General features: G+C 66.4%; 24 protein-coding genes. 3 read left to right on the top strand and 21 right to left on the bottom strand.

Features of this window, described 5'->3' with window-relative positions; translation table 11 throughout:
* Positions 1–28: 28 nt before the first annotated feature.
* Complete coding sequence (locus KIT53_RS02105) at positions 29–283, top strand: hypothetical protein (protein ID WP_297746820.1); 255 nt, start codon at positions 29–31, stop codon at positions 281–283.
* Here KIT53_RS02105 and KIT53_RS02110 read toward each other — a convergent pair whose 3' ends face one another.
* The 21 genes from KIT53_RS02110 to KIT53_RS02210 form a co-directional block, all read right to left on the bottom strand.
* The gene (locus KIT53_RS02110) at positions 284–1,921 is read right to left on the bottom strand and encodes a conjugal transfer protein TraG N-terminal domain-containing protein (RefSeq protein ID WP_297746823.1); all 1,638 of its coding nucleotides are present in this window, start codon (positions 1,919–1,921) and stop codon (positions 284–286) included.
* Positions 1,922–1,962: 41 nt separating this feature from the next.
* The gene (locus KIT53_RS02115) at positions 1,963–2,418 is read right to left on the bottom strand and encodes a hypothetical protein (RefSeq protein ID WP_297746826.1); all 456 of its coding nucleotides are present in this window, start codon (positions 2,416–2,418) and stop codon (positions 1,963–1,965) included.
* A 14-nt stretch (positions 2,419–2,432) separates the two neighbouring features.
* Positions 2,433–3,827 carry an integrating conjugative element protein gene (locus tag KIT53_RS02120; RefSeq protein ID WP_297746830.1) on the bottom strand — a complete coding sequence of 465 codons (1,395 nt, stop codon included), beginning with the start codon at positions 3,825–3,827 and terminating at the stop codon, positions 2,433–2,435.
* A gap of 15 nt (positions 3,828–3,842) precedes the next feature.
* Positions 3,843–5,201, bottom strand: a complete 1,359-nt coding sequence (locus tag KIT53_RS02125) for a TraU family protein (RefSeq protein ID WP_297746833.1) — start codon at positions 5,199–5,201, stop codon at positions 3,843–3,845.
* Entirely contained in the window at positions 5,198–5,647 is a 450-nt protein-coding gene (locus KIT53_RS02130; protein ID WP_297746836.1) for a TIGR03757 family integrating conjugative element protein, read from the bottom strand. The genes KIT53_RS02125 and KIT53_RS02130 overlap by 4 nt, the downstream gene beginning before the upstream one ends.
* The gene (locus KIT53_RS02135) at positions 5,644–8,649 is read right to left on the bottom strand and encodes a conjugative transfer ATPase (protein WP_297746839.1); all 3,006 of its coding nucleotides are present in this window, start codon (positions 8,647–8,649) and stop codon (positions 5,644–5,646) included. The genes KIT53_RS02130 and KIT53_RS02135 overlap by 4 nt, the downstream gene beginning before the upstream one ends.
* Before the next feature lie 35 nt (positions 8,650–8,684).
* Positions 8,685–9,212, bottom strand: a complete 528-nt coding sequence (locus tag KIT53_RS02140; RefSeq protein WP_297746842.1) for a TIGR03751 family conjugal transfer lipoprotein — start codon at positions 9,210–9,212, stop codon at positions 8,685–8,687.
* The gene (locus KIT53_RS02145; protein WP_297746845.1) at positions 9,199–10,704 is read right to left on the bottom strand and encodes a TIGR03752 family integrating conjugative element protein; all 1,506 of its coding nucleotides are present in this window, start codon (positions 10,702–10,704) and stop codon (positions 9,199–9,201) included. Before KIT53_RS02145 ends, KIT53_RS02140 begins: the two co-directional genes overlap by 14 nt.
* Positions 10,705–10,718: 14 nt before the next feature.
* Positions 10,719–11,762: a TIGR03749 family integrating conjugative element protein gene (locus KIT53_RS02150; RefSeq protein WP_297746848.1), complete on the bottom strand. Its 1,044-nt coding sequence runs from the start codon at positions 11,760–11,762 to the stop codon at positions 10,719–10,721.
* A gap of 26 nt (positions 11,763–11,788) precedes the next feature.
* Complete coding sequence (locus KIT53_RS02155) at positions 11,789–12,580, bottom strand: PFL_4703 family integrating conjugative element protein (RefSeq protein ID WP_297746851.1); 792 nt, start codon at positions 12,578–12,580, stop codon at positions 11,789–11,791.
* A complete protein-coding gene (locus KIT53_RS02160; protein ID WP_297746854.1) occupies positions 12,577–13,023 on the bottom strand; it encodes a TIGR03750 family conjugal transfer protein in 447 nt (148 codons plus the stop codon). Before KIT53_RS02160 ends, KIT53_RS02155 begins: the two co-directional genes overlap by 4 nt.
* Positions 13,024–13,048: 25 nt before the next feature.
* Positions 13,049–13,444, bottom strand: coding sequence for a DUF2976 domain-containing protein (locus KIT53_RS02165; RefSeq protein ID WP_297746857.1), 396 nt, complete (start codon positions 13,442–13,444; stop codon positions 13,049–13,051).
* Between the two features lie 98 nt (positions 13,445–13,542).
* Positions 13,543–13,773: a DUF3262 family protein gene (locus KIT53_RS02170; RefSeq protein WP_297746860.1), complete on the bottom strand. Its 231-nt coding sequence runs from the start codon at positions 13,771–13,773 to the stop codon at positions 13,543–13,545.
* A gap of 19 nt (positions 13,774–13,792) precedes the next feature.
* Positions 13,793–14,149 (bottom strand): RAQPRD family integrative conjugative element protein, encoded by a 357-nt coding sequence (locus KIT53_RS02175; protein WP_297746863.1) that lies wholly within the window; start codon positions 14,147–14,149, stop codon positions 13,793–13,795.
* A gap of 32 nt (positions 14,150–14,181) precedes the next feature.
* Positions 14,182–14,967 carry a TIGR03747 family integrating conjugative element membrane protein gene (locus tag KIT53_RS02180; protein WP_297746866.1) on the bottom strand — a complete coding sequence of 262 codons (786 nt, stop codon included), beginning with the start codon at positions 14,965–14,967 and terminating at the stop codon, positions 14,182–14,184.
* Positions 14,964–17,246, bottom strand: coding sequence for a type IV conjugative transfer system coupling protein TraD (gene traD / locus KIT53_RS02185; RefSeq protein WP_297746870.1), 2,283 nt, complete (start codon positions 17,244–17,246; stop codon positions 14,964–14,966). The genes KIT53_RS02180 and traD overlap by 4 nt, the downstream gene beginning before the upstream one ends.
* Complete coding sequence (locus tag KIT53_RS02190; protein ID WP_297746873.1) at positions 17,243–17,794, bottom strand: DUF2859 domain-containing protein; 552 nt, start codon at positions 17,792–17,794, stop codon at positions 17,243–17,245. Before KIT53_RS02190 ends, traD begins: the two co-directional genes overlap by 4 nt.
* Positions 17,787–18,605: a transglycosylase SLT domain-containing protein gene (locus KIT53_RS02195; RefSeq protein WP_297746876.1), complete on the bottom strand. Its 819-nt coding sequence runs from the start codon at positions 18,603–18,605 to the stop codon at positions 17,787–17,789. The genes KIT53_RS02190 and KIT53_RS02195 overlap by 8 nt, the downstream gene beginning before the upstream one ends.
* A gap of 22 nt (positions 18,606–18,627) precedes the next feature.
* Positions 18,628–19,203, bottom strand: a complete 576-nt coding sequence (locus KIT53_RS02200) for a hypothetical protein (protein ID WP_297746879.1) — start codon at positions 19,201–19,203, stop codon at positions 18,628–18,630.
* Positions 19,200–20,432: a hypothetical protein gene (locus KIT53_RS02205; protein ID WP_297746882.1), complete on the bottom strand. Its 1,233-nt coding sequence runs from the start codon at positions 20,430–20,432 to the stop codon at positions 19,200–19,202. The genes KIT53_RS02200 and KIT53_RS02205 overlap by 4 nt, the downstream gene beginning before the upstream one ends.
* Positions 20,433–20,438: 6 nt before the next feature.
* Entirely contained in the window at positions 20,439–20,945 is a 507-nt protein-coding gene (locus tag KIT53_RS02210; protein ID WP_297746884.1) for a hypothetical protein, read from the bottom strand.
* Between the two features lie 1,019 nt (positions 20,946–21,964).
* Here KIT53_RS02210 and KIT53_RS02215 point away from each other — a divergent pair.
* Both KIT53_RS02215 and mobH read left to right on the top strand, forming a co-directional pair.
* Positions 21,965–22,510: a hypothetical protein gene (locus KIT53_RS02215; protein WP_297746887.1), complete on the top strand. Its 546-nt coding sequence runs from the start codon at positions 21,965–21,967 to the stop codon at positions 22,508–22,510.
* 4 nt (positions 22,511–22,514) lie between these two features.
* Positions 22,515–24,932, top strand: a complete 2,418-nt coding sequence (gene mobH, locus KIT53_RS02220) for a MobH family relaxase (RefSeq protein ID WP_297746890.1) — start codon at positions 22,515–22,517, stop codon at positions 24,930–24,932.
* Positions 24,933–25,363 lie beyond the last annotated feature (431 nt).

The following is a 25,363-nucleotide window of genomic DNA, read 5'->3' on the forward strand; positions in this document are numbered from 1 at the left end:
GCAGGGGAACGAACCACAGGAGTAAAAAATGAACCATGTTGACTACCTCAAGCGGCTGGGCCTGCAAGGCGGCAGGCTGGTGTGGCGCGTGCTCATGATCCTGGGGCCGGTGGTTGGATATTCGATTTGGCAAAGCATGAGATCCATGTTCACAGCTGCGGATCAGCTGCATAACAGCAGCAAAGAGGAATATGGCGAGTTTCCCGATGGAACGCCATGGGTTGAGAATATCGAGCATGAGGCATGGGAATCTGTGTACGGAAAGGACGCGCGACGAATTTGATTAGCGTTTGCCGCGAGTCACAAACGACGTTGAAGTCTTTGCGGATGATTGCGCTGTTGACTCAGCGCTACCCATTAGCTTTCCTAGTCCACCACCGATATTCACTCCGATCCATGTCATCATCGCTGTCCAAATAACTGGCAGTCCGATGAATAAGGTCAGCAGCAATATGTTCAGGATCATCCGCTTGTATCCCTGCGGCGTTGACCCACTGGCGAGGTGCGTCAGTTCCTGAATCAACATATTGCCCTGGCCCCCGGGGTACATGGCGCTGATCAGGCGCGCGTCTATCCACTGAGCAATGAACCACATCGCGGCCCAGAGCTTCACCGTAAAAATGGCCACAGCGCCGTAAAACATCGCGCGCAGATCGAATCCGCTCAGAAATACCACCAGCGGCAGGAACATATAGATGCCCATGAGCACCAGCGCCTGCATCATCGGCAACGCCGTGATGAGGGGCGTGAAGGCCACACCCGCAACCGCTGCGGCCGAGCCAACACCAATGGTGCTCAGGGCGCCCCCGGCGATGCGCCCAATGCTGGTCGCCACGTCATAGTCCGACCCGGAAATCCGATCCTGATCGACAAAGCTGGGATTGGCCTTGGCCTGTGCCAGCCTGGCAAAGGAGTCCTTACGCTGGTCATTGCTGCCCCAGGTCATGGCGCTGGCACCGACGTTCAGTAGCTGCTGCCACGTTGATGAGTGAGAAATCATCTGCTCGCGCACGCCCTGCGTGGAATCCTCCCACCACTCCTTGCAGGTGGGGCGCCCCCAGGCGGGATTGATCACGCCGGGATTGGGCGGCGGCAGGCCGCTGCTGGGGTTGTAGTAGTCCGTGTCCCGCGTGAAATCCACCACGAACCCAGGCACCGGGTTGTAGCTGCGCATATGGGCGTAGAACCCCGGTTCGGTGCGGAACAGCTGGCTGCCCATCCAATCCACGTCGGTCGGGCCATAGGCCTTGTTGGTGGGGTCAAGGACGGTCTGGCCTGCCGGAGAAATATCCCCCGCGGTCAGCGTCAGGTAGCGGCTGCGGGCTGGAACAAAGCATTCGCTGTAGAAGCGCTGAACGGAGTTGAGCACTTTCGGATCTTCGATGGTGGCGGTGCGCGCCAGGTCTTCGACCATGCGGATCGAACTGCCGGAATTGTTCAGGCCGTTGCGCACGGCGTTGTTCACGCCCGAACTGATGGCCATTACCGAATACCACCAGGCCGGCACATAGGACAGATTGCCGGTACCGCTCATCGAACCATCGACACTGTCATGCATGGCGCTGTCGAAGCCCGAGCCCGTGCCGCCATCGCGCGAGCCCTGCACCGGGCTGGGAGCCAGCGGCGTGGCCGGCGGCATGTAGGCGAGATTGGTGTGGTGCAGCGACGTGATCAGCGTGGTCGCAAAACATACCGACATCACGAACAGCGCAATGATCAGGCGCGTCATCGCGCGCTCCAGCAGGGCCAGCACGCCCGAACTCTCCAGACCCTGCTCCTTGGCCTCGCGCCAGCTCTGGAAGATGATGATGGCGAACGGAATGATCACCAGGCCAGTGCCGGTGATGACTTCGCTAATGATGTTGGCGAAGGCCCAGCCGTACATGGTCGTGAAAATCTCCAGGTAGCTGTCGAGCTGCATGATCGTTGCCTTTCTTCATTCACGGGCGGTGCCTGCCGGCCTCACCCTCCCAAGCCCAGGTAGCGCCACAGGGTCGTCGGCCCTATGGGCACCAGCAGCAGGTAGGCCACGCCCAGCGCCAGCACGGCCGGGCGCAGGCGCAGCACGCGGGCCAGCTCGTGGGTCTTGACGATGTTGCGGGCATGGCCCCAGGCCACGATGCGCTGCCACCAGATGCCTATGGCCGCCAGGGCCAGGCATTGCGCGAACAGGCCCCAGCGCTTGATGCTGGCCGCCAGCTGCAGCCAGTCCTGCAGGGTCTGCTGGCTGACCTGGGAGCGTGCGGCCAGCGAGGCCAGTAATGCCGCGACCAGCACACAGATCAGAACGAGCAGCGCCAGGCGCAGCACCAGCCGTCCGATGCCGCGCGCCTGCTGTGCGCGAGACTTCGTGCTGTCGGCCTGGAGCGGTGTCCGCTCGCTCTTGGGCGACTCGGGAGGTGGCGTGTGCTGCGTCATGTTCCGCTCCAGGCTCATGGCTTGACGCGACCGTTGTCCAGCGGCGCGGGGTCGGGCCTGCGGCCATCCGGTACGCGCATCGCCTGGGTATCGGCCTGCAGCTGGCCGCCCATGATGGCCAGCGCCGTCTCGGCCGTCAGCTCCTTGCGGATGCGTGACTCGTACATCAGGTCGTCGATGTAGCGCGTCAGGCGGTTGATGGTTTCCTGGGTGTCGCGGATGGCGTCGCCGGCCCCGGCCACCTCGGGCAGGCTGATGCCGGTCAGCAGGGCCGCGCGCGCCACCAGCGCCTTGTCGATCACGCGGTGCATGGCCAGCTCCTGGGACAGGCGATTCACTGCGATGCTGCGCGTCTCCACCGGCAGGCGGCGCAGCGCATCGAGCAGCTGCGGGCTCACGGCCATGCCGGGCGCGGCGATGGTCTGAAGCTCCGCATAGGTGGCAGGTGTTCCCGCCCCCGTGCCGGAACTGGCGAGGACATTCAGCTTTGGCGCCACCAGGTTGTACTCGTCCTCGTACTTAGGGCCCAGGCCCGTGGCCGTGGTCACGGTGGTCGGGGTGGGACAGCCGGATGTACCTTCCGTGCAGGTGTAGATGCGCTTGTCGCCCAGCACCTCGGTGGTGAACTTGGCCAGGTCGTTGGGCGTGGGGAAGGCCCGCACCAGGCGGGCATCCTTTTCCAGGGCACTTGCGGAATAGTTGGTGGTCGGCGATGCCGTGGCCGGCTTGTTCAACGTGACGTTGTAGCCCGCGATCGAGATGTCATGGATGGGAGAGATGGGCCTCGAAGAGGCGCCGCCGGCGAGCCCGCCGAACCAGGGTATGCCGCGGATATGGGCCTGGTCGTTTTTGGTCAGGTCGAGCTTGGCCTGTACCACGTCCCCCCCGGCCGTGGCCTTGATCTTCCACAGGTCGCCCTGGGCCATCTTCACCCAATCCTCATACGGATTCTGACCCTGGCGGATGACGGCCTCCATCTCCTCGCAGGTCTTGAGCGCGGCGCCGATCATGGTGTCGGCCTTGAGCGAGTAGTTCTGGAAAAGCTGGTAGAGGCCCGGCTGGGCACGTTGCAGCACATACAGCGGCAGCGAGGCGATGCCGGCCTTCACCGCATTGCTGACCTGCGTGCCCAGGCTGCTGAACCCGTTCATCAGGTTCGACCAGGACAGGCCGATGTCGAACTTGCCGCAGGAGTAATTCAACCGCAAGTTGCCCTGTATGCCCAGAGTGTTGGCCAGCTGCCCGCGGTAGGCCGCCGCGCCACCCGGCGAGCCGCCGCCCATGCGGTAATAGAGCGATGAGTTGTTCACCGGCTGAGCCTGCGCCGGGGCATGGCACAGCAGGACGCCCATGACGGCCGCCGACAGCAGGCGCAAGGCTGGGGGATAGGTGTGTGACAAAGCAGGCATTGCCTTACTCCGTGGTCAGGGAACCGAGAAAAGGTAGATGCCACGGCGCTGGCAGCAGTCGTAGTTGTGCCAGAGGTTCCAGACATAGCCGTCCGTGGAGCTGGTCTTGAAGTCGCCGAATGAGGCCAGTGACAACGAGTCGTTGTCACCGAACTCGATGCAGGAGGTGCTGGAGGGCGACAGCATCTGCCAGCGCCTGCCACTGAACTGCGAGAAATACTTGAAACCACCGCCAGGCGACAGCGGCGCGTAGATATGCGGCTGGGCGCTTCTGGTGATGATGGATGCCACCCGTTCGGCATACACCGCCGAGGCCTTGACCGGGTGCGACTGCACCAGTTTTCCGGTGCGCGGATAGCGTCCGCCCCAGGTGCTGAGTGCAGGCGACTTGCTGACCTCTTGCATCGTGGGAATCCAGCTTGCCGGGTAGAGCATTTCTACGGGAATCAGCTCACGCCAGAACAGCGAATCCAGATCCGACTGGAAATGCAGCGTGAAGGCCGATGCCGAGCCGGGACAGAACAGTGAACCGAGCGGGTAGCCGCCGCCACTGGCGACCTGGGCGATCTGCATGACGCTCTGCAGCGGCCCCAGATCCACCCCCGTCAGCTTGGAAACCGTGATGCCCAGATCGCCTAGCTTCATGCCCGCGTTCATGAGGCTGCCGACATTGCCGACGGCCGACTGCAGCTTGCCCAGATAGCCGGGAACGGCGCCAATCTTGCCCAGGATGTCGGCAGGCGCCTTGGCCAGGCTGGCGGCGCCGGCCAGGACGTTGTTGGTGAGCGTCCCCGGCACGGACAGCCATTGCTGCTGGATGCTGGGCAGCTCCTGATAGGGGAATTTCATCAGCTCGCCGACCCCTGGCACGCCAAAGGCACTGGGCAGATCGGGCAGGGTGCCGCTGGCGAGCGTGGCCAGGATCATGCCTGCAGGGTTGCCGATGGCGTCCACGCTCTTGAACGTGGCCATTTCCCGGTGCTCGCGCGCCGAGCTGGACGAGGCATCGACCGGCATGCCCATCATCGCCGCGCCGACGGCACTCATGGTCGCCGCCAGTGGCTTGCCGATGTCCAGCCAGGGGTGGGTCAGAGGCTCGTGGTAGCTGCTGACGATCGCATCGGGCACATAGTGGCTGATGCGTATCGACGTGCGAATGGTGCAGCCCTTGAGGGTGCAGTACAGGAAGAAGCAAATGCCCTTGACCCGGTAGCTGAGGCAGCTGGGCATGGCGGCGATGGTCTTGGTGAGGATCATCGGCGTGGTGATGGTGTCTGCCCGCGCAGGCAACGCCATGGAACAGGCCAGGGCCAACACCAATGGGGCCAGCAGGCAGCGACGGGCCAGCTGCTGCAGGGCCGTGCGGATGGTCATGGCTTGCCTCCCGGCTGGCGGCGCGCCAGCTCCAGGGCCTGGTGCACGTCCGTGATGCCATAGACCACGGTCTTGCGGTTGATGACGATGGCCGGAATGCGGCTGAGCCGGTAGTTGGCGGCCAGCGTGAGGCCCTGGGCGGCCGATTCCACCTGCGGCTGCACCTGGCGGCGGATGCGCGCCTCGTTGGCCGCTATCCACTGCTGCGCCTCGGCCTCGGTCTGGGGCAGGTTCTGGTTGATCGCGGCCTCGATGTTGCGCATGGCATCGAGCCGGTACACCTTGAGCTGGTAGGGCAGGGCGGGCGATGGCTCGGGCGTGACCAGCATCGCCGAGTTGGCGAACACCTCCACCGTCATGACCCCTGCCGCACCACCCTGGGCATGAGCGGCGCCGGCCAGCAGCAGGGCGGCAAGCGTGCATGCGAGCCGGTGGTGGCATGTCATGAGCGTGTCCTCGCCAGTTCGCGCGCCACCATCATGGCGGCCTCCATCTCGGTGCAGCCATGCTGCTCCATGAGACGCCTGCGCTGGGCTTTTTCGTGACCCTCGGTCATCGCCAGTGCAATCGGCAGGGCCGGTGGCACGTTCCTGAACAGGAACTGGCCGGTCGCGGAAATCATCACCCCTTCGGTGTACTTGGGCGGCTCCTTGCGCGCCGATTCCATCAGCTTGCGCTGCTCGGGCGTCAGAGTTCGGAAGCGCGTGACCTCCTCGATCTCCGACTTGTCCATGGTCAGCAGCATCCAGTATTCGCACATGGACAGCACGCGATCCATGCTGCCGGGGAAGTCCTTCAGGTTCTGCGTCGCCAGCCAGAACCAGATGTTCAGCTTGCGCCACATCTTCGTGCCCTTGGCAATCTTCGGGCCGAGCAGGTCGTTGGTCGTGATCAGGTGGCCCTCGTCGGTGAGGAAGATGATGGGCCTGTCCTCGGCCACGAAGCGCTCACCACGCGACTGCACCGAATCGAGCAGGCTGGTGTAGGCCACGGCCAGGGCGTCGCCATAGCCGTCCTGGGTCAGCGTGCCCATTTCCACCAGGGTCACGTCTGCATCCGGCCAGTCCTGGCCTTCGCGGTTGAACAGCTTGCCGCGCAGGCCCTGGGTGAAGCTCATCATGGACTGGCCCATTTCCTCGGCACGGATCTGGCGCGGCCCGGACAGGGTGGCGTCCTTGTGCATGCCCATGAGCTCAATCGCCACGTCATGCGCGAGCGGGTGCCGCCGACCTTCCTCGCGTGCGCGCGTCGCCGCGCGGATGATGGCGCGCGAGATCAGGTAGCGGTCGGCACGGCCCATGCGCGCGGTTTCGCCGCTCTCGCCACCCGTGATCATCATGATGGCGGCGATCAGCATCTCGCCGAGCAGGTCGCGCTTGTCCGTGGCGGCCTGGTCGTCCTCGCCCTCGGATTGCTCCGGGTCTGAGTTCATTGCCGCACCGGGCTGCGCCGCATCGCTGTCGCCCAGCAGCGCGTCCATGACCGGTGCGTCGGGCAGGCCGGCGTTGATGCGCGCCTGGCGCTCGGCCGCATCGAAGGAGGTCATGATGTCCGCGTCATCGAGCAGGCGATTGGCATGCACGAAGGGCGGCAGCGACACGTCGGCCTCGCTGCTGAGCGTCACCGAATGGGTGGACAGGCCCATGGTGCGGAAATAGTCCAGCAGCAGGCCGAACGAGCGCCCGGCATCGACGATCACCAGGCGCGGCCGGTGGATGGCCATCATCATCATCGCCAGGTAGTTCAGCGTGGCCGATTTGCCTGCGCCGGTAGGCCCGAGCACCAGCATATGGGCGTTCTTCTTGCGGTCATGCTTGTTCAGCGGGTCGATCCAGATGGGCTCGCCGCCCCGGTTCCAGAACCAGAAGCCCGGATGGTTCGTGCCGCGTGCCCGCCCATAGACGGGCAGCAGCGCCGCGATCTGTGAGGCAAAGGTCAGGCGCGAGCGGCGCAGGGCGCGGTTGTCGAAGGCCGGGTCGAAGTTGAACGGCAGGCCGCGCATGAAGCCGTCCAGCGGCACCAGATCCTGGCGTGGATGGACGAAGCGCAGGCCGGTGGGCACCAGCAGGGCATTTGTCTGGGATACCGCCGTCTCCAGGGCTTCGCGGTTCGGCCCGGTCACATACAGCGTGACCATCATCGGAAACAGCTTGTCGCCCTCGACCATGCGGTGCAACACCAGCTCGCATTCGCGGTGTGTCTCCATGGCCAGGGCATTGCGCGCACGCGAGGAGTCGCGGATGCGCTCAATATGGCGCTCCAGCTTGTACTGCGGCTCCACCGTGATCGAGATCGACAGCATGGAGCCGGCCGGCAGGCGGTCAAAGCGCGCGAAGGCCTCGTTGCCGCTTTGCAGCTCCGCTGAGAAATGCCCGATCTGCGGCGATGAACGCATGGACTGCAGTACCAGGGCCTTCACCGGCACGCCATCGAACTCGAACAGGCCATCCTGTACGTCCGAATAGGGCTCCGACAGGGTGAGCAGCTCGGCCATGTCCCAGCCAAAGATGGGGGCCGCAGCGGCGCCGGCCATGCTGCCGGTCTGCCCGGCCTGCTGGGGATCGTCGCCGGGGTAGGGCGCCAGGCGCATCAGGCCCGCATCGCTCTGCGCCCAGGGCACATCGCGGTTGAAGAAGGGCAGCAGCCATTCATAGAGGTCACGCCCGTTGCAACGGCGTGTTTTCACCCCGGCCTCGCTGAGCGTGGCGGTCAAGGTCACGGCGACGGCCTCGATCTGCGTGGTGGCGGGCGAGGGGTCTTCGGCCAGCGAGGCAAAGCGCTTGTAGAGACAGCAGCGCACGCGCCGCTGCTGGCCGCGCCAGACCTGGCCCGTCACCTGGGTATCGGTGAACAGGCCCTGCGGGCGCGATGCCAGATCGATATGTTCTGCCACCTCGGACAGCACCGAGCGCGTGAACGGGGACTGCAGGACGTTGCTGGCCCGCTCAGGGTAGCGGCCGTGCTGAGCGGCGATGTAGTCGCGCAGCGCGCCATTGAGGCCGTCGATGTTGCGGTCATCGTTGAGGAAGAACTGCACGATCCAGGGCGAGGCATCGGACTCGGGCAGGGCCTGCAACGCTTCCTGCACCTTGTTGGCGCGATCAACCAGGAAGTCCAGTGCCTGGGCCTCGGTGGGTACGGCGGTCAGCTCGAAGAATACGCCCAGGGTGGAGCCATCCTTGAGCACAAAAACCTGCTCGTCGCCGTCATAGGAGACATAGGGCAGCATGTCCGTGAACGATGGCGGGCGCATTGCCATGCGGCGGCGTTGCCCCACGGTTTCGCCACGCCCCGGCTTGGCGCTGCGCTGCTGGCTGTCGCTGCTGTCCCGCTCCTGCCGGGCCTCGCGGCCGCGCGCCCTGGCGTCGCCCTGCGCACCGCTGCCCGTGGATGCGCGCCGCGCACCCAGGCCGAACAGTCCCAGGCCGAGTTTCTGTATCAGTTCCATGCAAGTCTCCCTGTCTGTAGCTGTAGCAGCCCGGCTCAGGGCTGGCGCGGCGCCTTGGCGCTGGTGTTCTTGGCCGCAGTCTCGGAACCCTGGTAGCGGGCATGTCCGGCGATCAAGTCCTCGGCCACCTCACCGGGCAGCGCATACTGGGTCTGCTCGTACATCGGGAACACGGTCACATAGCCGGGCACCGGGTACTTGCCCTTGGCCAGATGGGGATAGACCACCATCACCAGGTCGGGGTTGGGCACACGGGCAAAGCGCTGTTGCAGCGGCTCCAGGGCCGACCAGTAGCGCTGGGTGTTGCCGTCGCCGGCCGCGATCGGGCGCGCCTGGGACTGCGAGCGCAGCCGCTCCTGGGGCGCGGCCTCGCGCCTGGCGCCGTCTCCCTGTGTGCCGCCTTCGGTCTGCCCGCGATAGATGTCCACGACCGTGGGCGAGCCACGCGTGACCTCGTTGATGGGGGATTCGCGCGAGCCGGTGACCGAGCAGCCGGCCAGCAGCAGCGCGGCCAGCGCGCAAGGCAGGGTGGCGCCCAGGCGCCTCACATCATTCAAGACCATGGTGTTCTCCTCGGGCGAGCTGCAGGCCGCCCTGCTTGCGATGGATGAGCTTGCGTGCGTTGGGCGCCTTGTCGATCTGGATCTCCCTGTCCAGATGCACCACGAGCTGGTGGCCCGAGGGCGTGATGACAGCGTCAAAGCTGTTCTTCAGGCGCTGCAGCAGCCACTTGGAGACTTCGTTTGTGCCGCCGGCCACGGCCTGGCCCAGGGCGTAGCTGCCGGCACTGCCAGTAATCGTGCTGCTGCTGCCCTGCATGCCGCTGTAGGTGGTGCGCTGCGCCTCGGAATAGGCCTGGCCGGCCACGCCCAGCGCGCCCAGGCCGATCAGGTCGGTCAGATAGGCGGGCGCGTTGGTGACGAACTTGCCCGTGATGCAGGGATTGCCGTGGAGGTCGCTGATGAAACCCAAATCACTGTTGCTGCTGGCGCCGGCTCCGGTGTTGATGCTGCGCGAGCCTGCGCCACGCGCGGAGACGGTCTGTATGGAGCCGTCGTTGAACACAAAGGTCACCGAGCGCACCCGGCCTTCGCTGCACGACAGCGCCATGTCGCCAATGGCAACCCCCGTCACTATCATCCCGGACACATCCCCCGGCAGCTCGAAACCATTGGCGGCCAGGTTGTCGCGGCCGATCACGGCCTTGAACTGCATCGGGTCGGTCACCCGTCCGTCGATGGGCACGCGGCCGATCAGCGCCGTCATGGCCGTGGCGCCGGCCAGCGTGGCGTTCTCCGGCAGCGTGAAATACGGCACCGGCTCGCGCCTGTCCTGGGCGGCACGCGCGGCCTGGGACGCCGGGCCATCGGCCGGCGCCGTTGTGGTGCCGGGGCCTTCGGTGTGCATGGTGCGCACATAGCGCGTCATGGGCGGCGCGTTCGGGCCCTGGCCGCGTGCCGGCTCGGTCTGCACCGCATAGCCCATGGGCGGCAACACGCTGTAGCGCACGGCACCCGCGGCCTCGGCGGTCGCCTCATCGGCCATGCCAGCGGTGCCGGCAGCGCCAGCGCCCGTTTGCGGGTTCTGGGTCTTGCCCTTGGCCGCATCCCGGCTGGGCAGGCCGAGCGTGAAGCTGTCGGCGGCCTGTGCCGCCGTGTCCAGCGCGCTATCCAGCGGTGAGCGCTCAGCCACTGGCGCCGGGGCCGCAGCGGGCGGCGCAGGCGCGGCGGCCTGGGCCGCGGCCCCGGCGGCACCGCCGCGCTCGCGTTCGCGCAGCTTCCTGTTCTCCTCGATCAGGTCGTTGTTGATCTTGATGACCTTGGCCACTTCCGAGCGCAGCTCGGCGTTGCTGGTGGTCACCGTGCGCAGGGTTTCGGTGGGCGTGTCGTTGTCCGCGCCATCGGTCTTGGGCAGTTGCGGCGTGGGCACGGCGGTCATTTCGGCGCCTGCCTTGACGCTGCCGTCCCCTGCGAACTGCTTGTAGAGCACCACGCCGACGATGGTCATGCCGACGGCGGCGACGATGGGGATGAGCTTGTTGCTGGTGGTTGCCATGACGGGCCTCCTTGTCAGCGCAGGCAGGCCGCAAAGCTGCGGTCGCACACTAGGTACAGCGCCGTGGTGTCGGTGTCGCTGCCGCCCGGGCCGATACGGCCATGCTGGGCCGACGCCGCAAGCCAGCGCCCGCGAATGCCCTCCAGGGGAATCTCCAGCGGGCGGGCCGAACGGTTGGTAACGCGCACGGCGGTCACATACAGCTGCCCGCTGCGCCACTGACCAAGCGGTACGGTTTCGACGCGTGCGCCCGGTATCAGGCCATCCACGGGATCGGTGTTCAGTTCCACCTGCTGCACACCGGTCTGCGTCCAGGCCAGGCGCCGCGGTGCATACAGCTGGCGTGCCGCATGGCGGGTCAGCTCCACCATGTCGGCGGCAGGCTGCTCGGGTGCGGCATCGCTGCTGTCGTCGGCCGCGGCGCCGGCCTTGGCTGCGCGCGGGTTCGCGGGATCAACGACGAACACCTCCAGCTCGGCCTGCGCATCTGCCGTGCTCTTGTCGGCCACCATGTCCATCGGCAGCTGCTGGCCGGTGTCGATCAGCTCGGCCACGATGCGAATGGGCGTGAACGGCACCAGGGCCGTGGCATAGATGGTGCGGTCGATGATCTCGATGCGTGCCACCCTGGCCATGTCGCTGGGCACATGCAGCGCCGCCGGGGCCGGCAGCGTGATGAGGCGCTCGCGTCCCACGGGCAGCGGCACCGCGACGGGCTGGCGCTCGAACACGGCGCGCTCGATGCCGGCGCGGGCGCTGGCCGCAGTCGCCGGGGGGCGGCGGGTACGCATGTCGCTCTTGCGTGCCGCGCTGGCCGCACGGCTGGCGGCGCCCGTGGCGGCGCCGGCGCCGGTGCCTGGCGAGCCAGGGGACGTGAGGCTCTGTCCCAGGTCGATGGCACCAGGCTGCGCGGCGGGCGCCGGCTCGATCATGTCGGCAGGCACGTTCTGCAGTGTGGCAACGGATACCTCCTGCGCCCAGGCGCCAGTGGCGCAGGACAGCAGCACGGCACATGCCAGGGCCGGGACTTGCCTGGGCTTTGAAGCAGTACGGGTCATGGTGGTGTTTCCTCGCGGGATCGGGATCACTGCGCCGATGCAGCGCTGTGCTGCAGGGGCGTGGCCGTGGGCGTGGCGTGGGGATCGACGGCATCGCCCGTGGTGCGTGGCAGCGCGGGCGGCGTCACGATGGAGGGGAGGCTGGCCTCGGTCTTGCCGCTGCTGGCGTCCTGCACATCGCGTACATCAAGCCGTTCGGGCCTGTGGCTGCCATAGCAGTCGATCGCCAGGCGCCAGGGATTGCGCTCCCTGTCCACGTCATAGCGCACCACACGGATCGGGTAGCGGATGAAGGCATCCTTGACGGGCTGGCCCCTGAAGGCCTCCATCAGCTGCATGTCCAGCAGCACCGTCCAGGCGGCCTGGCCATCGGGCAGCACCCGGTTGGCGGCGTAGCCCAGACCGGGGATTTCCGTCATCTGGCGCGTGCGGGCGCGCAGCTCGCCGGCCTGGTAGCGGCTGTCCAGGTCGGCTTCGAGCTGCGCCCGGCAACTCGGCGTCACATAGGCCTGGAAGCGGAATATCTGCGCGCCGTAGTCCGTGGCGCCATCGGCCTGCCAGCGGTTGATCTGCTGCCAGATGTAGTAGGCGAAGCCATACACATTCACGTCCGGCACCACGGCCTGGCCGCCCTGGAAATGCACGGTATCGCCGGCCTTCATGTCGGTCGCCACATGCAGGTCTATGGACTTTGGCAGGGAATGCGCGATGTACATGCCGACGCCACCGAGCAGGGCCACCAGCAGGATCATCTTGCGCAGCGTGGCGTTGTGGGAGCGCTCGGCGGCGAGCGCATCGAGTTGTTGCTTGCTGCTCATGGCTTGGTCGATTCCTGGGGTGGTTCGAGAGGACTGGCGAGCGACAGGTCGAACGAGCGACCCAGCGACCACCAGCCGTGGTAGGTAATGAACCTGGGCTTGGCGAGGCTGCGCTGGGCAAGCCACAGGTGGATGGCCTGGGTGTAGTAGGCGTCGGGCCGGCCGCGCTTGATGCGCGCCAGGTACAGCGAGCCGAACCACAGCGCCAGGGTCGGCCCGATCAGCGACAGCAGCAGCCAGACCTGCCACAGTCGGGTGACCGAGAAGACCAGGCCGCCGATGATCAGGAACACCACGAGCGACACCGCGCCTATGACCTGGGCCTCGGGCATGTTCATGCCGTTGAGGATGGAGGGCTCGACGTTCACGCGATCGGTGACCGGCGCCTTGTGGCGCACGGCCTCGATATCGGCTGCGGCCTGGGAGCGGGTGCGGGTGCTCATGGCTTGATTCCTGGGGGCGGGCCGGTCAGGTCAGGATCTGCAGCGAGTAGGTGACCATGATCACCAGGAACACGCCGAGCACGGCGGCCATGATGAAATACTCCTTGAGGTCGGCGATTTCCGCACGGCCCATGGAGTAGGCGCGCCACTTTCCAAGCGCGCCCATGACCACGTAAATGAAGCCCAGGGCGGCGAGCACCAGGCCGAGGATGGTCACGCCGGCCTTGAACCAGGCGCCCATGGCGCCCAGCCAGTCGCCGCTGGCGACGGAGCCGCCGCCGATGGCCTGGCCGGGGGTGGGCATGGTCGGCAGGGCGGCGAAGGCCGGGCTGCACAGCAGGGCCACGGCGGGCGCCAGCATCAGGCGGGCGGACTTGTCCCGGGCGCGGGCAGCGAGATTTTTGAGAGAGAGCTGTTTCACGAGAGGTTCTCCTTGGAAGTGGGAGGGTTGCGAAAGCACTTGAAGTCGGGTTCTGTGGTGTTGGGATGTGGTGTTGGGTTGGCTGCGGCTGTCCTCCCTCAAACGATGACGAACACAACCAGCGCGACCAGGATCAGCAATCGCACCGAACCAAGAACCATGTCGCCCGTGGTCAGCCTGTCGTCGCGGTAGGCGTCGATGAGCTGCACCACGAACCAGCCGGCGACCACGAGGATGAGCGCCACCGCGATCAGGCCCAGCGTGGACTTGAGAACCAGGGGGTCGATGCCCGATCCCGACTGGAATGCACTGCGCATGGCTGGGTTCATGTGTTGTCTCCGCGTGCCATCACTGGCGGTAGTCGCCGCGCAGCGGCGGCACGGGACGCGGCTGGCGCGCGGCATCGGCGTGGCGTTCCACGCCCTCGCGCAGCATCTGCAGGTCGCGCTGCAGCCAGTCGTAGCGGAACTTCACGCGCTGCCCTGTCGGCGCGTCCTGGGCGGCGGCAGACACCTGTGCCTGCAGGCGAGCAATCTCGTGCGCGATGCGCGCCAGGTTCTCGCGCTCGCTGTCATCGTCGCCGGCCTGCGCGCCCTGCGCGGCCAGGCCCGCGGCCACGAACAGGGCCAGCAGCCAGGCGCGGCGCACTCGGGCACCGGCACTGGCGCCGGGCTGGCCTGCGTTGGTAGGAATCGCTTGGGACATGGTGGGTTCTCCTTGCTGGAAATCTGCTTGCGTCAGACGTATTTCTTGAAACTCCCCACCGTGGTGGAGAGGGTGGCGGCCACGAGCACGGTGAACACCAGCACCATGTATGCCGGGTTGAAGCCGCCGAAGGGCCAGGTCAGGTACAGGCCGAAGCCGCCCGTCAGCGCCCAGCCCGTGTAGCGCTTGGCGTGGTGATAGACAAAGGAGCTTTCGCGCCCGCCCTGCCAGCGGCGCAGGTCGCGGCGCACCAGGCCATCGACGATGCCGACGATGCAGGCCAGGGCGAAGGCGGGCAGGGCGAACAGGGCCACCGACAGGCGCAGCAGCACGTCCTGCGCCACATGCATGGAAACGACAGCCCAGTAGCTGGCGGTCTTGCCGATGGAGCGCGTGGCGCTTTGCAGGCCCAGGCCGAGCTGCTGCGGCGCCGACGCCTTGCGCTGGCTGGCAGGCGCCGCCGGCTCCTGGCCCGGCGCATGCGTGCGGCCGTACCAGGCCAGCACCCCCAGGCGCTCATAGGGCCAGGCGGCCCAGCCGTTGAGCCGGTGGGCGAAGCCTTCGGTGTCGTCGATCAGCAGGCTGCGCGGCGCCGCCGCGATGTAGCCCATGTCCTGCGCCACGATGCGCTGCGAATGCGCCAGGGCGCCTTCTTCCTTCCACAGAACGTAATGCCCGGCGAGTTCGATCATGACGCCGATGAACCAGGCAAACAGCGAGACGAAGATCAGGCCGAACGCCACTTCCAGCGTCAGCTCGACCGGGCCACGGGTGCGGGCGCGCACCGGAGCGCCGCCTTGGGTGGGGCGCGGCGTCATGCGGAACGCTCCATGATCTGGCCGAGCACGCCCGAATCGCCCAGCGCCCCGGACGGGCCATCGTCGCCGGCCCTGGGCCGGGCACCGGCCTCATCGGCATCGGCCAGGGTGGTGTCGATCACGCCGATACCGGCATCGCCCAGGGGTTGGCCGGCCAGCCAGCCGCCGGTCTGCCCGAGCCAGTCGGTTTCCCTGGCCCATTGCTCGCTCGTGCGGTAGCGCTGCTTCATGTCCGAAGCCACCTTCTTGAGCGAGTCGGGCACGAAGGGATCGCCGCGCGAATCCGCCAGCGGGATGCGGATCTTGTAGCGCCGGTTGCCCTCCAGCAACGCAAAGGCCTGGCCCTGGGGCAGCTCCAGGATGTCGGCGGCCTCGATCATGGGCGCCTTGGTCTTGGTGACGATGTCGTCATTGCGGCTGGTGAAGTCCACGCCTGTGCCCTGTGCCGCCGTGTCGGTGACACCGGACATGGGCGTCAGATGCACCACGTCCACCTGCGGCACCTGTTCGGCCAGCAGATTCGCCGTGGTCACGCTGCGCACGCGCAGCATCACCAGATGGTTGAAGTTGTCCAGAATCTGGCCGGCCTTGGCCCTGTCACCGACCCTGGCCTCGATGTCGAACATGGACTGCGTGTAGGCCGTGATCCGAAACCCCGAGCCACCCAGCTTGTTCACCATGGGCACGAACTCCGGGCCGGCAATCTCGTTGACCTCATCGAAATGGCAGCAGACCTCGGGCAGCTTGAGCTTGCCCTCGGGGTCATGCGGATCAAGCCCGCTCTTGTAGAGCTTGCCGCCCACGCTCACCAGGTCGGCCAGCATGGAGTTGCCCACGGCCGAGGACACCACGGCGTCCGAGAGCGCATCCAGACCCACATAGACGATGCCGCCCTGGCGCATCACGGTCATCCAGTCGAAGATCGGGCGCTTGTCCTCGGGATCGAAGTAGTCCGGGCTGATGAGCTTGCCCACGGCGCCCGTGGTGAGCTTCTCCAGGAACGGGCCGAGGCTGGCGATGATTTTTTCGTAAAAGCTGCGCTCGTAGCTGAAGGCCGCGGCCAGGCCGGTGAGCACCTTGTCATCGAGCCGGGTTTCCTTGATCCACAGGAACATGGCCACCAGTTCGGCCGGCCTGTCCTGCAGGCTGCGCGGCACCGGAATGCCGCCCTTGACGCCAATTTGCGCCTGCAGCATGGTCACGCGCTCCTGCCAATCGGGAAAGCGCCCCTGGGCCGCAAGACCCTCGAACACCATGGTGGCGTAGTCCAGGAACAGGCCATCGATGCCGGTCACATCCTTGAGCAGCGACTCATAGGTCGGCACCCGGCCCAGGGCCACCTGGGCCTGGGCGACGATGTTGGAAAAGCGCCAGGAAAACTCCTTGAACGCGGCCGAGTTGCCCGACGAGGGCAGGGCATTGGTGGCGCGCGTGGCCACCTCGGTGATGCGCGCGAAATTGCCGATGCCGTTGTAGCGCGCAGAAATATCCGGGTAGCCCAGGTGGAACAGGTAGAAGCGATCCAGGCGCCCGGCACGCTTGGCCTCGGCATACATGCGCAGCATCAGGTCGGCATCGCCCTTGGGGTCGATGACGATGGTCACCTTGCCCGCGTGGATGTCCTGCGTCGCCAGCATCTCCAGCAGCCGCGTCTTGCCCACGCGCGTCGTGCCCATGACGATCATGTGCCCGGTGCGCGCAGACTGGCGCAGGGCCACCGGAACCTCCTGCGGGGCGCCCACGCCGTGCAGGATGGGCGAACCGCCCAGGTCGGGATAGGCGCGAAACGGGTTCAGCCAGCTGTCCACCCCGGCCAGCGCCCCCAGGGCGCGCACCATAGGCCGGGCCTCGGGCTGGCCTGCCGCCTCCTGCCATGCGGCGCCGCGCCGGCGCAGAGACTGTTCCAGCCGCCCTGGCCGCACGAAGGGCTTGGCGTCCACTTGAATTGCGTCACGCTTGCGCTGCGTGTGCTGCTGCGTCCACTCAAAGCCCTGGCCCAGGTACAGCAGCTCCTGACTCACCGGCAGCTTGGAGGGCGCCACGCGCGTGACCTTGTAGAACTTCATGCCATGCTGGTAGTGCATGACTTCCAGGGCCTGGCGCGTGCGTACCCAGGCAAAGCCACCGGCAATGGCGGCGGCGCCCCAGCCCAGGACAGGCGGCATCATCAAGGCCCAGGGCGCCGCCGCGGCGACCACGGCCACGCCGCCGGCCACGCCTGCGCTGTAGAGCTCGATGGGCGGGCGCAGCAGGCCCTCCAGGACGGCATGGTTTTTCATGGGGTGGGCTCCTGGGTGGCATGGCCGTCGAGCAGGATCAACACGGGTAGGACGCCGGCGTTACGGGCCAGCAGGCGCTCTTCCAGCCAGCGATCCGGGCCATGCGTAATCGGCAGGCTGTGCTCATTGGCCAGCTGCTGCACGCGCTTGAAAGCCGTGGCGTCCTGCGCCGCCAGCACCACACCGCTGGCGCCGAGACGGCGCAGTGCATCGGCGTGGCGGGCGAGCCAGGCCATGGATGCCTCGTCGGAGCCAATCACAAACACCGGCTCGGTGAGCCAGCGGCTATCGAGCACCGGGCCGAGCCCGGTCTTGAGGCGGCCCGGCTTGAGGCGTGAGACCAGCGGAAACTCCACGCCCACGAGCGGCTGGTCTTGCCCTGCCAGCAGGTGGCTCAGATAGGGCGCCACGGGAACGGCGGGGCCGGCGTTGATTTCCTGCAGCGGCTGGCCTGAATTGCCGGGGCCGGCCAACGCCGGCCAGGGCAGGCACAGCATGCCGGCCAGGCCCGCCGCCAGGATGCCGAGGATGTGCGTGGACTTAGCCATGGCGACCTCCCGCGATCGCAGCGGCATGGCGCACACCCAGGCGCTCCAGCCTGGCCAGGGTCTGCGCGGCATAGCGTTCGCCCCGCTGGCGCGTCTCCACCGTGGCGTCGGAACCCGTGTGGTAGAGCGCAATCGCGCGGCGCCAGTCGCCACGCGCGTCATAGTGTCCGCGCAGAATCTGCGCGCCCACGCTGAGATTCGGGTACGGGTCGAGGGCGCGCTCGAAGCTGCCCAGCCTGTCGGCATGCCAGCGCCAGTTGACCTGCATGGCACCGCAATCGACGTTCGTCACGCCCCGGCCCACATAGCCCTTGAGGGCGGCCAGGGTTTCGCCATAGCCGGCATAGCGCAGGCCCCGGCCGCGCACGCACAGCGTCCATGGATAGGGCAGGGTGCGCGCGCCGAACTTGAGCTGCGATTCCTGGAGCGCTACGCCGTAGAGCAACCAGGGATCAACACGGTATTGGCGTGCGATGCGCACGTAGGCGCCGGGCGGCTGCAGGCCAGGTGTAGTTGTGGCGCTGGCCTTGCCAGGACGATGTACGGATGGATGGAACGCGGCAGGCTGAGAGTCGGTGATGACCGGATCGATGCGCAGCGTCCCGGATGCGGTGCCGTGATGCGCCTCGCCCGACAGCCTGGGCTCCAGGCGCTGAACCTGATCCGCCCGATATGGCAACCAGTCGCTGACGCGGGCCTGAGCCGGCCAGGCCACGGCGCCCGCGAGCAGGGCCGCAGCGCGCACCAGCAGGCCGCGGCGCTGTGTCAGCGCTGCGCCGCATGGCTGGGAGGGGCAGGGGTGGGCGATCATGGCGGTGCCTGTGCTGTGGTGCTCAGCGCTTGCTCGCGGGACGCGGGCGTGGCTGGGCCGATGGCGACTGATCAATCACCAGGCTGCGCGGCACGCCCAGTGCATCGGCGGCGCCCACGGGCGCGGCCACCGGCGTGCCTCCCGAGTAGTCGATGATGGGCTCGTTGGGGTAGAGGCGCCCCATGGCCTCGGTGAATGCCTGGTTCCAGGCCAGCGAGCGTTCCACATCCGCATGGAAGGCGCGGGCGAACATCTCGGCGTACTTGCGCCGCTCGGCGTCGGTGCGTGCGTGAATGCCCAACGCTTCCACGGGCGAGAGGTTCTCCACGGAAAAGCTCTTGCGCGGCCCCTCCAGCAGCACCTTGGCACGCGTCATCTCTTCGTTCGACAGGCCCCAGATTTGTCCCAGCAGTCGATCACGGTCGCTCAGGGTCGTGTAGCTGTTCTGCGAGCCGGCCTCCTGGGTACGCTGCTGCTCGGTACGGGCCACGCTCTGTGCATGCGCCAGGCCCGATCCCATCAGCGCTGCCACCAGCACCAGGGCGATGGCCCAGGCCAGGTCAACCATGGCCGTTGGCGTGCGTGCGGGGTGCTTCATTGGGTGGCCTCGTGCAGTTCCAGCGTGAACGACTTGCCCCCAGCAGCCGAGAAGGTGGCACTGCCTGCCTGCACATTGACCGACTGCAGGCTAATGCCGTTGAAGGACTCGCCGGGCTGCAGCACGCGCACGCGCTGGTCACCGGGCATGCCGGTGCCCACGACGACCGAAGGGCGGCCGTCCCAGCTATCGATCGCCAGCAGCTGCCCCTGAGCCGCAGGTGCTGGTGCTGGCGTGGCTCTTGGTGCCGCGGCCACGGGTCTGGTCGGCGTCTGCGCTGCTGCTGCGCGCGGGTACTGCCCGGCGGGGCGGACGTTGGCAGGGGCCGGCCGTGGGTTTGCTTGCTGGCCTTGCAGCTGCTGCTCCAGGTGGGCCACGCGCTGCTCCAGGGCCTGTATCTGTTCCCTTTGGGCGTCGGGCGCCGCAGGCGCTGCACCAACACTTGTGGTGTCGGAACGTGCCGGCTTTGCATCAGCTGTGACTACGGTCGCGGGAGCCTGCGCAGGCCCGGCCGGCGTGGCGGCTACTGTGGCGGCTGGTGCCAGATCGTCGGGCGCATCGGCGGGTTCCGGCAGGGCAACGGGCGGCTTCGCTGCCACGGGCTCGGCTTGCCGTGGCTCGGCATGGCCTGGCGCCTGCACGACGGCGGGACGGGAATCTCGGGGTTCTGCCAGCGGCAATGCGGGCGCAGTCCTGGCCTCGCTGGCGACCGCTGCAGGCTGGTCGTCGGCCTGGCCGTTCAAGAAGCGGTAGCCGACAAAACTTGCGCCAGCGGCCAGGAGCAGCGCAACGACCACGAAACCGACGCCAAGACCCGTGCCACCGGTCGAGCTGGTGGATTCCTGAGCTACGGGCCGATCTTGATCATCATCAGCCTCGGCGTCCTCGCCGTCCTGGTCGCCGTCAACGTCCTTTTTCTGGATGCGGCGCTTGAACCAGCCGGATGTGGCGGAACGAGGTTCTTGCTGCTCCTCTTCCTGTGCCTGCTGCTCAGGGGCACTGACGCCATTCACAGTCTGGGCTGCAGCCTTGGCCCCCCGATCCACGCGGGGCTCTTCGGCGCGTTGGCGCTGCTCCAGCAGGCGCTGTTCCTCGCGCTCCTGATCTTCCAGCAGCTGCTGGTGCTCTTGCCTGCGCTGTTGCTCGGCACGTTGCAGGCGCCGCAGTTGCTCGGCCTGTTGCTCCTGTATCAGGAGTTGATCGTTCGGGTCTGTGTGCATGAGTTCCACCCTGTCTCAGTACGCGGCGTGCGCATCGGTGGTCGCCGCCACGGGCGCCGTGGCCTGCTCGAACCACACCAGGCGCTGAATCGGGTCTTCATGCCAGCGCCAGCTCGGGCCGGTAAGTACCTCCAAAATTGCGCGGGCCTTGTAGGGGCCGAGCTGACGCTGTGATTCCGGCAGTGGCAGGCCCAGCAGATGTGCTGCCTGCGGCGTGAGCGCGTTGCTCTCCACCAGGCGCCAGCCAGTGCGCAGCAGCGTGTGGCGCAGCGCGTCCCCCACGGTGCTCACGGTCTGGCGCGGATAGCTCAGGCGCACGAACACATCCAGCGGGTCGGCCGCCTGGCCTGCAGGGGTCGCCACCGTCGTGGTGTAGCGGCCGACCTGCATCTGACCGCCGGCCAGGATAACACCCAGGGGGAGTTCCGCACTACCAGGCGGTTCGGTGATTCCCACAGGCTGCGCCATGGCGCTGGTGCAGGCGGTGCAGGCCAGGGCGGTCAGAAAGCGTGCAAGTGTCATGGGGTCACCCGAATAGAAAGACCCGGCCAGCACCGTTTCCAGTGCTGTGACAGCGCGAACCAAAGCCAAGGGAGGGAACAGTCAAGAGGGTTCAAGCCGTTGTCACCGGGCAAAAGACACTTCGGACAAGCCAGAAGCGTCGCCAGTGAGAAAAGTGTTGCCGCGATGGCCTGACGAAACCAGCGCTTGCCCTCGGTTACGTGACGGAGGCTAAGCGCTTGACAGACGCATCAAAACATGCTTGCAAATCAAGATGCCGCATCCTGGGCAGGCATCGTTGATCACCTGCCGTGCCAAAAGGCCCATGCAAAATGGCAAACGGCAGGGCCAGCCGGGGCGGCTGGCCGACGGGTAAACGGCCTTCTACTGGTTAAGGGCCCAATCCAAAGGGCCGCGCGTGCTCCTAAAGTCGTCGCACGCGCGGGAAATGGCCTACGGGGACGGGAAAGGGCGTTTTACGGGCTATCGGTCAGCACCCGCGCGAGGCGCTCGGGCGCTGACGGCCCTGCCGCAGGGCGACAAATCGCGTGGCGGGGCGCAGAGCGCGCGCGACCCTTCGATGAGCCAATCGTCTGACGCTGGGCCTAGCACATACCCGACCCGCTTGCAAGCGCTAACCCTCGGTCACGTTTCCGAGGCTAGTCGGCTGACAGCAGGCCAGGCCATCGGCAGTATCGAAAGGGCCATGTTGACCAAGCCTTTGAGAGAGACTGATCCATGCTGAGTCCGCAACCGAAACTGCCGTTGCACACCAAGCTGGTGATTGACCTGTGCGCAGGCGGCGGAGGTGCGAGTTGCGGCATGGAGCAGGCAATAGGCACGCATGCGGCCTGCCACCGCGAACCGGCACAGCTGCGCATGGCAGCGTAACGCCACCTGCGCGTATGACGATTGGGCTCTTGAACTGTTCTGCTGGCATGGGGCGGTTCCATCGCGCCGATTGCGCGCACGCAGCCTGGTCAACAGTGATCCAGCGATTTGTAGATGCGACGGCCCTTGCAGGGCAGGGAGGTGCTGCCATGGGCGACGAACCGGAGACACCCAAGGCGCTCAGCCAGCATGAACCACACCGCAGCAACCCGGAGTTTCCGCACTGGGGGCGCGATGAACTCGATCACAGCCATGCCATCTTTGCGATCGCGGCGCACCTGCACAGCCTGGCGCTGGAGCACTGGACGCCGCGCATGGTGCGCTGGCTGTCCTTCTATGACGGCATCGAGCGCTGGGTCGATCCGGGACAAGAACCCTGCCTGTGCGTGCGCGATCTCCTGGCGACCTACGTGCTGCGCTTCAGCGGCGCAGACAGGCCGCGCAAGGCCAATGCAGGCCAGCTCAAGCAGTGCATCATTGACGATCTGCTGCGCCTCGACTTCCTGCGCTACCGCGCCTACTGGAGCCGCAGGATGTCTCAGGATGGCAATACCCTGGTCTGGGTGCCGCTGCAACAGTCCTGGCTGTCCTTCGTGGAACTTGCGCGCCCAGGCGATGAGCTGATGGTCTATCTGACCGACTGCCGGATCACACCTCCGCTTGAGACACATCGCGTGTTTCTGAATCTGGAGTAGGGCAATGATGCGGCGCTGGATCGCTGGTTACCGTGCCCTGCTGCACCGCAGCAGCAGCCAGCGCGCCGCAGGCCCTCAACAGGCCAGGCCAACGACCGACACCACGGCGCCCGGTCGCCCTGCGACTGTGGAGGGCACGGCCCAGGGCTGGATCAGGGTGCTCGATGCCGAGGCACTGCTGGCGCAATTGCATGCGCAATCGGCGCTCGACGCCACCTGGCGGCAGTCACGCCTGGCTGCGCCCGTCTGGGAGCGCGACCTGTTGGGCTCCATCCATCGGTTTGCCGACTATGTGCAGCTGATGCCAGCCTCGGAATCGCACCACCATGCACACGCCGGCGGGCTGCTCGCGCATACGCTGGAGATGGTGCTGGCGGCCGTAACCTGGCGCAACGGGCATTTCCTGCCCTCGGGTGCCCAGATAGAGCAGATTGACGCAGAGCGCGATGTGTGGACTTATGTGGTGTTCTACGCCGCCCTGCTGCATGACATTGCCAAGCCACTCACGGATCTGCGCATCCAGTGGCGCGCTTCCGGCATGGGTGAGACGCTGCGCTGGACGCCAGTGGCAGGCAACCTGGTGCAGCTGACCCAGGGCAGGGCGCAGGCTGAATATCGCGTGGAGTTCACGCCGAAGTCCTTGCGCGACTATGGCGCGCACAGCAAGCTCGCCCTGACTCTGCTCGGCCAGATTGCACCACCCTCGGCCTTGGCTTTCTTGGCTGGCACGCCGCAGGCCATGGATGCCCTGACGCAATACCTGTCCGGCCAGGACAAAACCAGCCTGGTTGCGCGCATTGTGAGCCGCGCCGATCAGACCTCGACAGCCAAGGCACTCCTGGCGGGCAGCCGCGCACGTTTCGACACCGCAAGCAGCGTGCCCTTGATCGAGCTGCTGATGGGGGCCATCCGCGCCATGCTGGCCAGCGGCACCGCGCTGCCGCTGAACCGTTCCGGAGCTGCGGGCTGGGTGCATGACGGGTCGGTATGGTTTGTCGCAAAACGCCTGGCGGACGCGGTGCGCACCTGGCTGCGCGAACATGCGCCCGAGGAGAGCATTCCCGGCGACAGCAAGAACGATCGCCTGTTCGACACCTGGCAGGAATATGGCTGCATCCAGCCCAATCCACACACCGGCCAAGCGGTCTGGTATGTGGTGGTACAGGGCAATGCCAGTGCGCCGCAGGGCGAGGGCGGTGCAGCCGCTGACGAAGCGGCCGGCTACTCGCACCAACTCACCATGCTCCGGTTTCCGCTGGCGCGTCTCTATGACGATGCAACCCGGTACCCGCCGGTGATGACTGGGCGCATCGAAGTCAGGGACAAGCGGCCGAAGGAAGATCCGTCCGCTCAGGCAAGCGCCGATGAGGCTGCAACAGCCACGTCCCTGGAGCCTGTGCCACGCACTCTGGAGCCGGAAACTGAAGCAGAACCAACCGCACCGCAGGAAGCTGCAACAGCTGCGCCCATCCAAGGCAAAAAGCCTGCTGCAGCTGCTGGAACCCAGCTGCGTGCGCCAGCATTCAACAAGCCCAAGGCTGGCGCAGAACCTGCGGGCAAGAATTCCAAGCATGCTGCAGGGCCGGGCCAGCGCCAGGCCACACCAGCTGTGTCGAAATCTTCCCGGACTGTGCCAACCGGTGAAATCACCGTTGGCGGGGGTGTCGATGGCTGTGATGCGGACGATGGTCTGCTGGGCGATGACGATGATGTGCGGCAACTGCCCGACAAGCACGTGACGGCGCCAGGCCCGTCCCATGCCGGCCAGAGCGCCAAACCACGGCAGAACGGCCATCAGCATGCGGCACAACCCGCGCCCAAGGCACAAAAATCTGCGCCAGGCACACCGCGCGAAGGGCAAACAGCTGCACCAGCAGCCCAACAGCACCAAACTGCAGCAATTGCCTCGACGCCAGTGCGTGCCAAGCCGCATCTCGTCCAGCCCATGTTTGGCCCGGCAGAACCCGGCCCGGTGCTACTGGCGCCCCAGTTGCCCGAGTTGCCGCAGGAGGCCGCAGCGCGCAAGGCCGAGCCCAGCCAGATGGCGTTGGCCTTCATGCAGTGGCTGCAGCAAGGCCTTGCCAGCCGGCAAATCAAATACAACGAAGCTGGTGCGCCGGTTCATTTCACGGCCGAGGGCATGGCGCTGGTGTCACCGCTGATTTTCAAGCTGTATGCCAGCGAAACCGGCCCCCAGTCGCAGGTCGATACCGATGGCCTGCAGGTGCAGCGCGAGGTCATCAAGGCCGGCTGGCACCGCATGACCAGTGCCCAGGGCAGCGGCCGACTCAACATCCTGCGCTATGCGGTGCTGGGCCGCGGCGGTGTCGCGGTGGGTAAGATTTCTGCGGTCGTGCTCACCGAACCCGATCGCTGGGTCATGCCTGTGCCGCCCGCCAACCCGGTGTTGCAACTGGCATGAGGAGGTACACATCAAGGTGCTCGTCGATCCCGGTCGGCGTGCGGATTCGTCCACATCGGTTGACACACACCAAGGGCGTGGCTAGAGTGCGGAGCGTGTGCAGTTCAGTGAGGATCAAGGCAGCAACACAGCGAGCGGCGCAGGTAGGTGACTAGGAAAGGCTTGACGGCCTTTTTTCTTTACCCACCAATAAGAGACAATGTATATTATGTAAAATTAAAGAGGCGCAGAAACCCGGCCCACAACTTGCTCCATGGCTGTTGACACAAGTGAGGTCTGCCAACGTCACTGCTTTTGCCTGCCAACAAGCACAAGTTGGGCGTGCCAACGAGCCTCAGATGGTCCGAATGCCCAAAACAGTCAAGTTGCCTCAGCTCAACGATGAAATTCAGGCTGTTATCTGGGCGAATCGACGTGGCGTACCGTTCACC

It is taken from the genome of Hydrogenophaga sp. (genome assembly GCF_026125785.1).
Taxonomy (GTDB): Bacteria; Pseudomonadota; Gammaproteobacteria; order Burkholderiales; family Burkholderiaceae_C; genus Hydrogenophaga.

Bases quoted from the DNA above. Each gene is read 5' to 3' on its own strand.
- KIT53_RS02130 (WP_297746836.1), bottom strand. From the start codon at position 5,647: ATGACATGCCACCACCGGCTCGCATGCACGCTTGCCGCCCTGCTGCTG.
- traD (WP_297746870.1), bottom strand. From the start codon at position 17,246: ATGAAAAACCATGCCGTCCTGGAGGGCCTGCTGCGCCCGCCCATCGAG.
- KIT53_RS02115 (WP_297746826.1), bottom strand. From the start codon at position 2,418: ATGACGCAGCACACGCCACCTCCCGAGTCGCCCAAGAGCGAGCGGACA.
- KIT53_RS02125 (WP_297746833.1), bottom strand. From the start codon at position 5,201: ATGACCATCCGCACGGCCCTGCAGCAGCTGGCCCGTCGCTGCCTGCTG.
- KIT53_RS02175 (WP_297746863.1), bottom strand. From the start codon at position 14,149: ATGTCCCAAGCGATTCCTACCAACGCAGGCCAGCCCGGCGCCAGTGCC.
- KIT53_RS02110 (WP_297746823.1), bottom strand. From the start codon at position 1,921: ATGCAGCTCGACAGCTACCTGGAGATTTTCACGACCATGTACGGCTGG.
- KIT53_RS02140 (WP_297746842.1), bottom strand. From the start codon at position 9,212: ATGGTCTTGAATGATGTGAGGCGCCTGGGCGCCACCCTGCCTTGCGCG.
- KIT53_RS02120 (WP_297746830.1), bottom strand. From the start codon at position 3,827: ATGCCTGCTTTGTCACACACCTATCCCCCAGCCTTGCGCCTGCTGTCG.
- KIT53_RS02195 (WP_297746876.1), bottom strand. From the start codon at position 18,605: ATGATCGCCCACCCCTGCCCCTCCCAGCCATGCGGCGCAGCGCTGACA.
- KIT53_RS02105 (WP_297746820.1), top strand. From the start codon at position 29: ATGAACCATGTTGACTACCTCAAGCGGCTGGGCCTGCAAGGCGGCAGG.
- KIT53_RS02180 (WP_297746866.1), bottom strand. From the start codon at position 14,967: ATGACGCCGCGCCCCACCCAAGGCGGCGCTCCGGTGCGCGCCCGCACC.
- KIT53_RS02150 (WP_297746848.1), bottom strand. From the start codon at position 11,762: ATGACCCGTACTGCTTCAAAGCCCAGGCAAGTCCCGGCCCTGGCATGT.
- KIT53_RS02145 (WP_297746845.1), bottom strand. From the start codon at position 10,704: ATGGCAACCACCAGCAACAAGCTCATCCCCATCGTCGCCGCCGTCGGC.
- KIT53_RS02160 (WP_297746854.1), bottom strand. From the start codon at position 13,023: ATGAGCACCCGCACCCGCTCCCAGGCCGCAGCCGATATCGAGGCCGTG.
- KIT53_RS02200 (WP_297746879.1), bottom strand. From the start codon at position 19,203: ATGAAGCACCCCGCACGCACGCCAACGGCCATGGTTGACCTGGCCTGG.
- KIT53_RS02210 (WP_297746884.1), bottom strand. From the start codon at position 20,945: ATGACACTTGCACGCTTTCTGACCGCCCTGGCCTGCACCGCCTGCACC.
- mobH (WP_297746890.1), top strand. From the start codon at position 22,515: ATGATGCGGCGCTGGATCGCTGGTTACCGTGCCCTGCTGCACCGCAGC.
- KIT53_RS02170 (WP_297746860.1), bottom strand. From the start codon at position 13,773: ATGAACCCAGCCATGCGCAGTGCATTCCAGTCGGGATCGGGCATCGAC.
- KIT53_RS02135 (WP_297746839.1), bottom strand. From the start codon at position 8,649: ATGGAACTGATACAGAAACTCGGCCTGGGACTGTTCGGCCTGGGTGCG.
- KIT53_RS02155 (WP_297746851.1), bottom strand. From the start codon at position 12,580: ATGAGCAGCAAGCAACAACTCGATGCGCTCGCCGCCGAGCGCTCCCAC.
- KIT53_RS02190 (WP_297746873.1), bottom strand. From the start codon at position 17,794: ATGGCTAAGTCCACGCACATCCTCGGCATCCTGGCGGCGGGCCTGGCC.
- KIT53_RS02215 (WP_297746887.1), top strand. From the start codon at position 21,965: ATGGGCGACGAACCGGAGACACCCAAGGCGCTCAGCCAGCATGAACCA.